Annotated in this window: 15 protein-coding genes; 2 read left to right on the top strand and 13 right to left on the bottom strand. The window is 61.4% G+C overall.

Annotated elements, in window-relative coordinates; translation table 11 throughout:
* Window positions 1-67: 67 nt before the first annotated feature.
* The 7 genes from ccsB to G6N83_RS09195 all read right to left on the bottom strand — a co-directional run bounded on the left by ccsB (window position 68) and on the right by G6N83_RS09195 (window position 6,073).
* On the bottom strand, window positions 68-1,111 hold the full coding sequence (gene ccsB, locus G6N83_RS09225; protein WP_165141418.1) for a c-type cytochrome biogenesis protein CcsB: 1,044 nt from the start codon (window positions 1,109-1,111) through the stop codon (window positions 68-70).
* A gap of 9 nt (window positions 1,112-1,120) precedes the next feature.
* The gene (resB, locus tag G6N83_RS09220) at window positions 1,121-2,821 is read right to left on the bottom strand and encodes a cytochrome c biogenesis protein ResB (RefSeq protein ID WP_165141416.1); all 1,701 of its coding nucleotides are present in this window, start codon (window positions 2,819-2,821) and stop codon (window positions 1,121-1,123) included.
* The gene (locus G6N83_RS09215; RefSeq protein WP_165141414.1) at window positions 2,802-3,563 is read right to left on the bottom strand and encodes a cytochrome c biogenesis CcdA family protein; all 762 of its coding nucleotides are present in this window, start codon (window positions 3,561-3,563) and stop codon (window positions 2,802-2,804) included. The genes resB and G6N83_RS09215 overlap by 20 nt, the downstream gene beginning before the upstream one ends.
* A complete protein-coding gene (locus G6N83_RS09210; RefSeq protein ID WP_165141412.1) occupies window positions 3,560-4,153 on the bottom strand; it encodes a TlpA family protein disulfide reductase in 594 nt (197 codons plus the stop codon). The genes G6N83_RS09215 and G6N83_RS09210 overlap by 4 nt, the downstream gene beginning before the upstream one ends.
* Window positions 4,153-4,782 carry a histidine phosphatase family protein gene (locus G6N83_RS09205; RefSeq protein ID WP_165141410.1) on the bottom strand — a complete coding sequence of 210 codons (630 nt, stop codon included), beginning with the start codon at window positions 4,780-4,782 and terminating at the stop codon, window positions 4,153-4,155. Before G6N83_RS09205 ends, G6N83_RS09210 begins: the two co-directional genes overlap by 1 nt.
* 67 nt (window positions 4,783-4,849) lie before the next feature.
* The gene (locus G6N83_RS09200) at window positions 4,850-5,518 is read right to left on the bottom strand and encodes a DedA family protein (RefSeq protein WP_165141408.1); all 669 of its coding nucleotides are present in this window, start codon (window positions 5,516-5,518) and stop codon (window positions 4,850-4,852) included.
* A 99-nt stretch (window positions 5,519-5,617) separates the two neighbouring features.
* The gene (locus tag G6N83_RS09195; RefSeq protein ID WP_165141406.1) at window positions 5,618-6,073 is read right to left on the bottom strand and encodes a DUF6264 family protein; all 456 of its coding nucleotides are present in this window, start codon (window positions 6,071-6,073) and stop codon (window positions 5,618-5,620) included.
* A 47-nt stretch (window positions 6,074-6,120) separates the two neighbouring features.
* On the opposite strand from G6N83_RS09195, the gene aspS reads away from it, so the two are divergent.
* Complete coding sequence (gene aspS / locus G6N83_RS09190) at window positions 6,121-7,464, top strand: aspartate--tRNA(Asn) ligase (RefSeq protein ID WP_165141404.1); 1,344 nt, start codon at window positions 6,121-6,123, stop codon at window positions 7,462-7,464.
* 112 nt (window positions 7,465-7,576) lie between these two features.
* Window positions 7,577-8,785, top strand: coding sequence for a mechanosensitive ion channel family protein (locus tag G6N83_RS09185; RefSeq protein WP_165141402.1), 1,209 nt, complete (start codon window positions 7,577-7,579; stop codon window positions 8,783-8,785).
* Here the strand turns inward: G6N83_RS09185 and G6N83_RS09180 are convergent.
* The 6 genes from G6N83_RS09180 to G6N83_RS09155 all read right to left on the bottom strand — a co-directional run bounded on the left by G6N83_RS09180 (window position 8,782) and on the right by G6N83_RS09155 (window position 10,655).
* On the bottom strand, window positions 8,782-9,093 hold the full coding sequence (locus tag G6N83_RS09180; protein ID WP_165141400.1) for a Dabb family protein: 312 nt from the start codon (window positions 9,091-9,093) through the stop codon (window positions 8,782-8,784). The two genes, G6N83_RS09185 and G6N83_RS09180, sit on opposite strands and share 4 nt — an antisense overlap.
* A 2-nt stretch (window positions 9,094-9,095) precedes the next feature.
* Window positions 9,096-9,371: a glutaredoxin family protein gene (locus G6N83_RS09175; RefSeq protein WP_165141398.1), complete on the bottom strand. Its 276-nt coding sequence runs from the start codon at window positions 9,369-9,371 to the stop codon at window positions 9,096-9,098.
* Window positions 9,372-9,413: 42 nt separating this feature from the next.
* Window positions 9,414-9,707 carry a rhodanese-like domain-containing protein gene (locus G6N83_RS09170; protein WP_165141396.1) on the bottom strand — a complete coding sequence of 98 codons (294 nt, stop codon included), beginning with the start codon at window positions 9,705-9,707 and terminating at the stop codon, window positions 9,414-9,416.
* A gap of 75 nt (window positions 9,708-9,782) precedes the next feature.
* The gene (locus G6N83_RS09165) at window positions 9,783-9,881 is read right to left on the bottom strand and encodes a 30S ribosomal protein bS22 (RefSeq protein ID WP_003792170.1); all 99 of its coding nucleotides are present in this window, start codon (window positions 9,879-9,881) and stop codon (window positions 9,783-9,785) included.
* Between the two features lie 83 nt (window positions 9,882-9,964).
* Window positions 9,965-10,156, bottom strand: a complete 192-nt coding sequence (locus tag G6N83_RS09160; protein WP_165141394.1) for a helix-turn-helix domain-containing protein — start codon at window positions 10,154-10,156, stop codon at window positions 9,965-9,967.
* A 94-nt stretch (window positions 10,157-10,250) separates the two neighbouring features.
* Window positions 10,251-10,655, bottom strand: coding sequence for an ArsR/SmtB family transcription factor (locus G6N83_RS09155; protein WP_165141392.1), 405 nt, complete (start codon window positions 10,653-10,655; stop codon window positions 10,251-10,253).
* Window positions 10,656-10,693: the final 38 nt, after the last annotated feature.

Raw genomic sequence — 10,693 nt, 5'->3', positions numbered from 1 at the left:
CTGGTTTCGCGGGTGCGAGACGCCAAATACCCGCAAAACGAGCAAGTCGCGTCGAGAAGGGGTGGAGTTAGCTGAGACCGCTGTAGACGTGGAGGCCTTTGAAGAACATGTTCACGATGGTGAAGTTGAACATGACAGCGGCGAAGCCCACGATCGAAAGCCAAGCCGAACGAGTTCCGCGCCAGCCGCGCGTCGCACGAGCGTGAATGTAGCCGGCGTAGAGAACCCAGATCACGAAGGTCCACACTTCTTTCGTGTCGAATCCCCAGTACCGGCCCCACGCATCGTTAGCCCAGATAGAGCCTGCGATGAGGGTGAATGTCCAGAAGACGAAGCCGATGATTGCGAACCGGTAGGCCATCGCTTCCATCGCGTCGGCACCCGGCAACAGGCGCACGAATCGCGGTCCGGTCTTCACGACGGTGTCGGCGGGCGCAGCCTCCTGCGCTGCGACTTTGCGCTCGCGCCGAGCTTGAAAGAGTTGCAGCACCGAGAGCGCAAAAGCGAGAGCAAAGAATGCCGTGCCGAGAGATGCCACGAAGACGTGCACAACGAGCCACACCGACTTCAGGGGATCCATCAGCGGGGTGATCTCAACGTAAAACGCCAGCGTCGAGCTACCGAGAAGCAAGACGACAAGACCTGTGACGAACGAACCGAGAAAGCGCAGGTCGTATCGGAAGAGGACGGTGAGGAACACCGCGACGATAAGCATCGTCCCTGTCAGCGAGAACTCGTACATGTTCGACCACGGCACGCGCTCGGCTGCGATGCCGCGAGCCACGTCAGCACCAACATGGAAGAGGAACGCCAGCCACGTGAGTGTGGTACCGATTCGAGCGAAGAGCAGACGCTGACGCGCCGAGCCTCGGGCGGTGAGGGATGCCTCGGCGGCGCTTTCTTGTGCACGCACCTGCGCGAGCGACTCACCAGAGCCCGCAGCAACGAGTTCTTTGTCGCGTACCGCGACATCTTGCGCTTCGACGAGAGCGGCGGAGCGCCGCGAAAGGTCGATTGTGTATGCGATGAACGCAAGTGCATAGATCGCGATGGCGGTCCAGACGAGCAGTACCGATACGTCGTCGAGGCTGAGCGCTTCGGTTCCAGACATTTCTGAATTCTACTTCCCGGATTCGAGGGCGTCGCCGTGCTTGCGCGCCATTTGAGCGACAGCTGCCGCCAGAGTGGGGTCTTCGCCGCGGGCAAGGCCCGCGTATTCGATTCGTACACCGGTTTCGGTGCTCGTGGCTTTTACCCACATGCGACGTCGTGGCACGAATAGCGCAACGAGAAGCCCAAGGGTCGCGAGCACAGCGAACAACAAAACCCACGGTCCCGCAGCATCGTGGTGGATAGAAAGCGATGCGAACCTCTTGACCGACTGCTCGTAGCCGTCGGCACCCTCGGGCGCTTCGTTGGTGAAGGTCACGGTACCCCACCCGTTGGGCAGCTCCGCGCTCTCACCAGGCATGAGCTCGATCGACTCGGTATCGGTGTCGGTACCCGTCAGCTTCTCCATCGAGCCGGTGTCGAGCGTATAAACCGAACGAGGCGTACCGTCGTCGATCCCGAGATCTCCGGCATACACATTCAGTGTGAGCGTGGGATAGACCAGATCGGGCCAAATCGACGCGAGCGCTCCACTTTCGAGCGTCTGCGCCGTGGGGTAGAAGAATCCGACGAGTCCGACTTGCTCGGGCAGACCGTCTGCAACCTTGACCACGCCGAGCGAGGTGAGGTTGTTGTCCTGGGGCAGGAACGGCACCGAATCTTGGTACACCACGTTACCGTCAGCGTCGGCAACCGTGATGGTTGGCGCATAGCCGTTTCCGAGCAGGTAGATGCTGTCGCCTTCGATCTTCAGCGGGTGATTCACCTTCACAGCACCCTCGCTAGCTTCTTGACCGGGCACCTGCGTCGTGAGATTCGCCGAGAAGTCACCAGCCTGACCCGCACCGCTCGTACCCGCCTCCTGGTAGGTGACATCGAAGCTATCGAGCGTCATCGAGTAGCGAGAAACATCATCGATGTTGACGAACCGACCCGGATTAAACGATGAGTAATCGGTGAGGGCATTCACGAACGTCGTGCCCTCCACGATGACTCGCTGGCCCGTGTAGGTAAAAGAGCCACCGACGCCGACGGCGATCAAGACGCCGATGAGTGCCACGTGAAATACCAAGTTTCCGGTCTCACGGAGGTAGCCGCGCTCAGCAGACACCGAATACGAGCCGCGCCCGTCGTAGCGCTCGACGCGATAGCCGGCTGTCCGCAGCTGAGATGCCGCGAGAGTGACGGCATCTCGAGCGCTCTTGTCGGCATCGCCCTCGATCGCGACCTCCGACACGATGTGGTCGTCGAGGCGCGCAAGGCGGGCGGGCGTGCGTGGTGGCCGAGAACGCAGCGCCTTCCAGTGGTGCTTCGTGCGCGGAATAACGCAACCGATAAGTGAGATGAACAGCAGGATGTAGATTGCCGAGAACCACGACGAGGAGTACACGTCGAACAACTGCAGGTTGTCGAGGATGGGCGCAACGTCTGGGTTATCGGTGAAATACTGCGTCACGCCGTTGGGGTCAGCCGTGCGCTGCGGAAAAATAGATCCCGGTACCGCTGCGATTGCGAGCAAGAGCAGCAGCACGAGCGCGGTGCGCATGCTCGTGAGTTGTCGCCACGCCCAGCGCATCCAGCCGACAAAGCCGAGGTGGGGCTGCGTGATCTCGTCGGAGCCACCTGAACGGTCATCGGGGGCTGCGACGCCGTCGATGTGGTCAGACGGGCGAAGCGGCTCAGAGTCTGCTTCAGAGCGGGAGCGGGACATTGACGAACACCCCCTGCAGGTAAGACATGAGGGCGCCCCAGACGCCAACGACCATCAAGACACCCAGCACGATCAAAAGCACTCCGCCGACGATGTTGAACGCCCGAATGTGGCGGCGAACGAAGGCCACCGATGTGGTGGCCCATCCGAAGCCCAGGGCGAGAAGAAGAAACGGGATGCCGAGCCCCAGCGAGTAGGCAAGACCCAAAATGGCAGCACGCCCGGGGTCGCCGAAATTCCATGACACGGCAATGATCGACGCCAGAGTGGGGCCGATACACGGCGCCCACCCGATGCCGAGGGCGAGCCCGAGCAGCGGCGCACCGACGAGGCCGAGGTTGCCCCGAATCTGCGGTTTGAACGTGCGCTGCGCGAAACCGAAGACACCGATGAAGATGAGTCCCATTGCGATGACGATGACGCCGAGAACGCGGGTGATGATGTCGGCATACGCGATGAAGAATGCACCCAGCGTGCCGCCCAAAATCGTGACCGCCATGAACACGACGGTGAATCCGGCGATGAACAGCAGCACGCCGCCAACCAGGCGCCCGCGGCCGGGCTGTGCAGAGCCGGCCTTCCCACCCGACACACTCGCGCTCGACGCACCGCCCAGAAAACCGAGATAGCCAGGAACGAGCGGCAAGACACACGGCGACAAGAACGAGACGAGTCCTGCCGCAAGCGCGAGGGGCACGGCGACCCACAGCGCGCCGGCGCCAATGATCGCGTCGGGGTTCACGAGGTTTCCGCTACGGCGTCGCGAACGAGCGCGGTGAGCACAGAAGCGTCGGGCAGTTCGCCCACAATGCGGGCAGCGACTCTGCCTTGTTTGTCGAGCACGACGGTTGTGGGCGTCGCGTTCAAAGGCGTCGCGTTGGCGAAGGCAAGCTTTACGCTGCCGTCGTTGACCGCGATCACGCTCGGATAGCTGATGCCGTTGTCTTCAGCGAAGGCAAGCGACGTCGGTGCCTGGTCATAGGTGTTGACACCGAGAAAAGCGACATCTTGACCGGCGAACTCTTGATAGGCCTTTTCTAACCGCGGAGCCTCAACGATGCACGGGCCGCACGCGGCGTACCAAAAATTGACGACGAGCACGTCGCCGTCGTAGTCATCGCTCGACACGTTCTCGCCGGTATCGAGCACGCCATCGAACTCAACGGGCTCTCCTCGCTCGTCAGCCGGGATTTCGACCACGCTCAGGTCACCGGCGATGTACCCCTTGTTATCACCCGCGTTGTACTGCTCCGCGAGCGGATCGCTGGTGCATCCCGCCAAAACGAGTACTGCAGCAAGGGCGATGGATGCCGCGCTCACGATCCGTCGCATTACACAGCTCCTACATCTATCGAGCCAGCATTTGTCGCGGGCTCCGCATAGCCGACTTCGACCCACCCGCTGTCTCGTCGTTCGAGCGAGGTCACGCTCGACAGCGCGCATCGCCGATTGCGGGGGTCATGTTTTGCGGGCAATCCAGAGATGTTGAGGTGAGTGACCCAGATGGGAAGTTGGTGAGAAACGATAACGGCGTCTCCGGCGTCGGTTCGACTCCAGACATCCGTCATCGCTTCATTCATCCGGGCAATGACACTCGCATACGGTTCGCCCCAGCTCGGCACAGCGGGACGCACGAGATAACGCCAGTTCAAAGGGTTCATGAGCGCGCGCTTCATACGTGTTCCCTCGAACACGTTCGTCGGTTCGATCACTCGCTCGTCCACGACGGGGTCGAGTCCGAAGAGCTCGGTGAACGGTTCGGCAGACTCGCGCGTTCGCTGAAGAGGCGAACACACAAGCGACGCGACGGGACGTTCGAGGCTCTGCACGAAGTCAGCTGCTTGACGCGCCATCTTCCGCCCATCGGCACTCAGTCGAAAGGCAGGCAGGCGGCCGTACAAGACACGTTCGGGGTTATGCACCTCACCGTGTCGCACGAGGTGAAGACGGTCTGCGGGCACACCTCAAGTGTACGTGGATGCCTCCTATGGAGAGCCTGAGCGTGAGCTGCAAGGGGCTCCCGAAATGTCAGTCGGACGCGGGTGCAGCTCCGTCGCGACGTTCACGGATGATCGAACGAATACGAGCGGTCACGAACCAACCGATTCCCCCGACGACCGCGACGATGACGACCGATTGGAAGAAGTCGGCATAGCGTTCGACGAGCGGCCACGATTCGCCCAGAAAGTAGCCGGCGAGCACGAAGATCGTGTTCCAGATGGCGCTGCCGAGAGTTGTGAGGAGTCCGAATTTCAGAAGCGGCATCCGAGTCACTCCCGCCGGGATCGAAATGAGGCTTCGAAAAAGCGGAATCATTCGGCCGAAGAAAATAGCTTTGCCGCCATGGCGCTGAAACCACGCGACCGTGCGGTCGATGTCTTCGGGCTTCATTAGCGGCATTTTTCGTGCGATCGCCCGCAGTCGCGCGATGCCGAGCCAGGCACCAAGCGTGTAGAGCATGAATGCTCCCACGACCGAGCCGGCCGTCGTCCACGCAATCGCTTCGAAGAGCGTGAAAGTGTCGCGGCTGGCGGTAAGACCTGCCATAGGGAGGATGACCTCGCTCGGCAGCGGCGGAAAGAGATTCTCGAGGGCGATAGCAATCCCCGCGCCTGCGGGGCCAATGATCTCCATGAGCGAGACTGACCAGTCAACAACACTGGTCAGCCAGGACGTATCTGCGGTGGTGTCGGTCATCAGGTGCCTTTGCGCGCGGTGATCGGCACGCCCGAAAAGGCGCTGACGGCCACCGTATCGAGCCAAGATGACTCGCTCCTGTGAACGAGTCCCCAACGACTACGAGCCGACGACGCCAGCCCACACGATGAATGCGCCGACGTTCCAGAGTCCGACGACCAGCACGAACGAAGCCAGCGGTACCCAGAACGCGAGACGCCGCACGATCAGCAGCACGATGGAAAGCGCGAGCGCGATGACAAAAGCAATCCACGGGGCTGTCAACGAAACCCACACGCCGATGTTCATGACATCTCGGCTGCACGCTCCCGACCCGCACGCGTTGAATGCGTACGTCAGGAGAACTGCCAACACGGATGCCGTCACACTCGCTGCAGCCAAGAGCACGAGAAGGCTGATCGTCAACCAGAGGTCCCACGTGCGTCGGCGTCGCCTTGGTGCCGCGGCCACGTCGCGCTCGCGTGCGGGTGCCGAGGAGGCAGCCGCTACCGGAGGTTCGCTGCTGATCCGGTATGTCTCAGGGCCCAGCGTGTAGACCTGTTTTTTGCCGCTCACGAGGCTCATCTTAGAGCGCAGCGCCAGCGCACGTAGACTGGTGTCCCGTGAGCGAACGCGTCCTGATTAGTGAATTGCAGTCCCGTGCCGATGGCGCCGTTTCGGTGTCGGGATGGGTGGAAACCGTCCGTGACCAAAAGAAGGTGCAGTTCGTCATCCTGCGTGACGAGACTGGCGCCGTGCAGTTGGTGAATCCCGCCACTCGCGAGATTGCTGATGACGCAGCCACAGAGGCATCGGATGCCTTGGCACTCACCGAATCGATCTCGGCCCTGTCGACCGGCACCTTTTTGACAGTGCACGGCACGCTCAAGCACGACGAGCGCGTCAAACTGGGCGGCACCGAGATCAAGATCGGCTCGCTCGACATCGCTGCCGCCGCAGACCCCGAAACCCCCATTGCAAGCGACTCCGGCATGGACAAGCGCATGGACTGGCGCTTCATCGATCTTCGCCAGCGCCGCAACAACCTCATCTTCCGGGTGCAGACCACGCTCGAGCACGCGATGCGCACCTATTGGGTAGACCGCGACTACATCGAGCTTCACACCCCGAAGCTCATGTCGAGCCCATCCGAATCGAACGCTGAGCTGTTCTCGATGGAGTACTTCGGCGACCAAACTGCGTACCTTGCGCAGAGCCCACAGCACTACAAGCAGATGGCGCAGGCGTCGGGATTCGGCAAGATCTTCGAGATCGGCGATGTCTTCCGCGCTGACCCTAGCTTCACAAGCCGCCACGCAACCGAGTTCACGTCGGTCGACGCTGAAATCAGCTGGATCGATTCTCACGAAGATGTAGCGGCGATGCAGGAGGAACTGCTCGCAACTGCCATCGCGGCGGTGAAAGAGAAGCACGGCGCCGAGATCGCCGAGCTCTTCGGCATCGAGGTCACGGTACCCTCGCTCCCGTTCCCGCGGATTCCGCTGGCAGAAGCTCATGACATCATCGCGGCACGCGGATACCAGACGCCGCGCACTGATGGCGATCTCGACCCGGAGGGCGAGCGTCAGATCTCCGCGCACGTCGCAGAGACCTTCGGCCACCAGTTTGTTTTCATCACCGATTACCACGCCGGAATCCGCCCGTTTTATCACATGCGCGATGAAAAGACCGGGCTCACGAAGAGCTACGACCTTCTCTTCCAGGGCGTAGAAATCACAACCGGTGCCCAGCGCGAACACCGCATCGACGTTCTCGAAGCGCAGGCAGTCGAAAAGGGCCTGGCGCTAGAAGGTCTCGAGCACTACCTCGACTTCTTCCGTTACGGCGTGCCTCCGCACGGTGGTTTCGGCATGGGTCTCGCCCGAGTCCTCATGCTGCTGCTCGGTGAATCGTCAATCCGCGAAGTGACTTTCCTCTTCCGCGGCCCCACGCGGCTCGCTCCCTGATGACCGCGACGTTGTGCTCAGCGAGATAACACACCCTCGCTGAGCACAACGTGACTTGCAAGGCACACCGGGGCCCTGCGTACGCTGGGTCTTCCGAACCGAAGGAGATCCCATGTGGCAAGACTGGTTGGAGATCGGCATCGCCGTCGCCATCGCAATTGTCGGCGCACTGCTTCTCGCTTGGATCGTGACGTGGGTCTTCCGTCTCATGGCTCGGCGCGGGTCCTGGCCGAAAATCCTCGTTCAGCGCGGGCGCCGACCGTTCCGAGTGATGATCCTCGTGATCTCGCTGTGGATAGCGATCAATATCTCGCTCCCGACGGATACCGGATGGCGTGAAGGCATCAACCAAACATTCACGATCGCGATCATCGCGGTCAGCGCGTGGATGGTCGGAGCTCTTGTCTACTTCGCGACAGACCTGGCACTCGGCGCGTATCGCATTGACGTACCCGACAATCGGGTGGCGCGACGCATCCGCACGCAGATGCTCATTCTGCGACGCCTTGCCGTGGCGCTCCTCGTCGTCATCGCGATCGGCGCAGCGCTTCTCACCTTCCCTTCGGTACGCACCGTAGGCGCGAGCGTTCTCGCATCCGCCGGTATCGCTTCTGTTGTTGCCGGTCTCGCCGCCCAGTCGGTGCTGGCAAACCTTTTCGCGGGCATCCAACTCGTCTTCAGCGAGGCTATCCGTGTTGACGACGTGCTCGTCGTCGAGGGCGAGTGGGGACGCGTGGGCGAAATCACTCTCAGCTACGTTGTGCTCAACATCTGGGACGACCGACGACTCGTGCTGCCCTGTACATACTTCACGACAACGCCGTTCGAGAACTGGACGCGAAAAGGCTCCGAACTGCTGGGAGCGATCGAGCTAGACCTCGACTGGCGCGTGTCCCCTGCGCGCATGCGAACACACCTTCAGCATGTGCTCGCCGGCACCGACCTCTGGGATGGTCGAGCGTCGGTGCTGCAGGTCACCGATGCAACCGGAGGAATGGTGCGTGTTCGCATCCTCGTGACGGCGAAGGACTCGCCCACACTCTTCGATCTTCGCTGCATCGTCCGCGAATCGATGGTCTCGTGGGTCCAGCAGAACACCCCCAACGCACTGCCGACCCAGCGTGTACTGATTACAGACCCGAATGCGCCGCGCGACGCGGCCGAAGACCCGACGCCGACAAGCGACGGACTATTCACCGGCAGCGCGGAAGCAGAAGAGCGTGCCAACGAGTTCACCCAGGCAGTACCGATCATCCGTGCCAACGAGGACGACGAGTCGCAAACGCCGACGTCGACGTCGACGACTACGACGAACTCCTAACGAGCCGGCGCGGAAAGGTCGATATCGACTGCCATTCGCTCCGATACGACGCTTCGAACGAGCGGCAGCACTGCTTGGTGTGCCGGGTGGTTCTGGTAGGCATCGAGAGCCGCGAGGTCAGCGACGTCGACGACGAGAGCGAGGTCCCAGTTGCCCGCGACGACGCCGGTACCGACGGTGAGGCTTTCGATCGCGGGAACGACGCCTGTCAGCCCCCGCAAGGCGGAAATCACCCGCTGCGCGTCGACGGATCGAGTCGCGTCATCGGAGGCGGCAAGCTTCCACGCCACAATGTGTCGAATGGTCATCGTTACGCTTCTACTTTCTTCGCAGCGTCGAGGAGGGCATCGCGCAGACGCTCGGGTGCCACTCGCCAGTGAGCGTGCAATTGACCATCGATAAGGATCACCGGAATCTTTTCCCACCAGGCGTCGTAAAGTGTCGGATCGGTCTCGATGGATGCCTCAACGACATCGATGCGATCCGCCGTCGCCTCTGGGAGTTCGGCAATCACATGCTCGATGACACCCGCGGCAACGTCACACAGGTGACAGCCGTCTTTCCCGATGAGGGTGATCGTGGTCACAGGGCAATTCTACGGCTCCAGAGAGAACCGAGACGCCGATGCTCAGTCCTCGAGCGGGAACCCGGCAGCAACCCAGTCGCTTGTGCCGCCGTCGATGTTGGTGACGTCGTAGCCCCGAGCTTCGAGTGCTTCCACAACGCGACCCGAGCGCCCGCCGACCTGGCAGATGACATCGAACGAGCCATCCGGCAATTCGTCGAGCCGCGTACCGAGGCTCGACATCGGCACATTGATGGCACCCGGAACATGTCCGGCCGCGAACTCGTCGGCTTCGCGCACATCGATCAATGGCACTCCGGCACGATCACGGAGCTGCTGAACAGAAATCGACTTCATGGGATGGCTTCCTCTTCGCTCAATTGCAAACACAAAGCGCCCATCCGAGTGGATAGGCGCTTGGTGTCAATGCCGCTACTTTTTGTTGCGGCGCTGGTGGCGAGTCTTGCGAAGCAACTTGCGGTGCTTCTTCTTCGCCATGCGCTTACGGCGCTTTTTAATGACTGAACCCACGGAAACCTCACTATGTCTGGGGCTGGACGCGCACATACCCGCGCCCGGGAACGGGCGTTTGTGAAAAAATGCCTCGTATCAGTCTAGCCGACGTCAGCGGCTGATCGCTGCACGGCCTCTGAGACAGCCGTTTCGGGTACGCGATAGCTTCGCCCGAAGCGGACTGCAGGCAACTCTCCCGCGTGCACGAGACGATACACGGTCATCTTCGACACCCGCATGATGTCAGCAACTTCGGCGACCGTGAGGAAACGAACGTCAGGTAGATCGGGCATCCTGTCCCCCCTTGCTCACCAGAGAATGCTGAGCACACTCTATGGGCTGGGTGTGACTGGTGTAAACCTCTGTGACGCGTGAGGTGGACGACCGTTATCGCTTCGGAAGCTTCTTGATCGCCGATTCGAATGCGTGGCGGGCCGATGCTGCTGCGCGCCCCACGACCTCAGCGGCGTGGGCCGCTGTCTCCGGGAGGGCCGCATTCTGTGCAGCTTCAGCATCGTCGTCGATCAGGAAGGGAACGAGCCAGTCATCGATCGCATCGAGCGGCGCGGCAGACAGGCTGTAGTAGCGGTGCTGGCCGTCTTCCCGTACCGAAACGAGTTCTGCCTCGCGCAATACCTTCAAATGCTTTGAGACAGTGGGTTGACTTACGCCGAGGTCGCTCACAATATGTGACACGCTCGTGCCGTGATCTCCTACGGCTGCGCGGTCAAGAAGCAAGCGCAGAATATCGCGTCGGGTGCCGTCTGCGATCACATCGAAGATATCCGCCATGACCATAGGCTAGCCGTGGACAGGCTTAAGTACCACGA

The organism is Microbacterium endophyticum (assembly GCF_011047135.1).
GTDB lineage: Bacteria > Actinomycetota > Actinomycetes > Actinomycetales > Microbacteriaceae > Microbacterium > Microbacterium endophyticum.
This window is presented reverse-complemented; position numbering and strand designations above follow the sequence as displayed.

What these genes read in the sequence shown, in the direction of transcription:
- G6N83_RS09160 (WP_165141394.1), bottom strand. Translation starts at nt 10,156, where the DNA reads ATGCCCGATCTACCTGACGTTCGTTTCCTCACGGTCGCCGAAGTTGCT.
- G6N83_RS09170 (WP_165141396.1), bottom strand. Translation starts at nt 9,707, where the DNA reads ATGAAGTCGATTTCTGTTCAGCAGCTCCGTGATCGTGCCGGAGTGCCA.
- G6N83_RS09210 (WP_165141412.1), bottom strand. Translation starts at nt 4,153, where the DNA reads ATGCGACGGATCGTGAGCGCGGCATCCATCGCCCTTGCTGCAGTACTC.
- ccsB (WP_165141418.1), bottom strand. Translation starts at nt 1,111, where the DNA reads ATGTCTGGAACCGAAGCGCTCAGCCTCGACGACGTATCGGTACTGCTC.
- G6N83_RS09200 (WP_165141408.1), bottom strand. Translation starts at nt 5,518, where the DNA reads ATGACCGACACCACCGCAGATACGTCCTGGCTGACCAGTGTTGTTGAC.
- G6N83_RS09155 (WP_165141392.1), bottom strand. Translation starts at nt 10,655, where the DNA reads ATGGCGGATATCTTCGATGTGATCGCAGACGGCACCCGACGCGATATT.
- G6N83_RS09185 (WP_165141402.1), top strand. Translation starts at nt 7,577, where the DNA reads ATGTGGCAAGACTGGTTGGAGATCGGCATCGCCGTCGCCATCGCAATT.
- resB (WP_165141416.1), bottom strand. Translation starts at nt 2,821, where the DNA reads ATGTCCCGCTCCCGCTCTGAAGCAGACTCTGAGCCGCTTCGCCCGTCT.
- G6N83_RS09180 (WP_165141400.1), bottom strand. Translation starts at nt 9,093, where the DNA reads ATGACCATTCGACACATTGTGGCGTGGAAGCTTGCCGCCTCCGATGAC.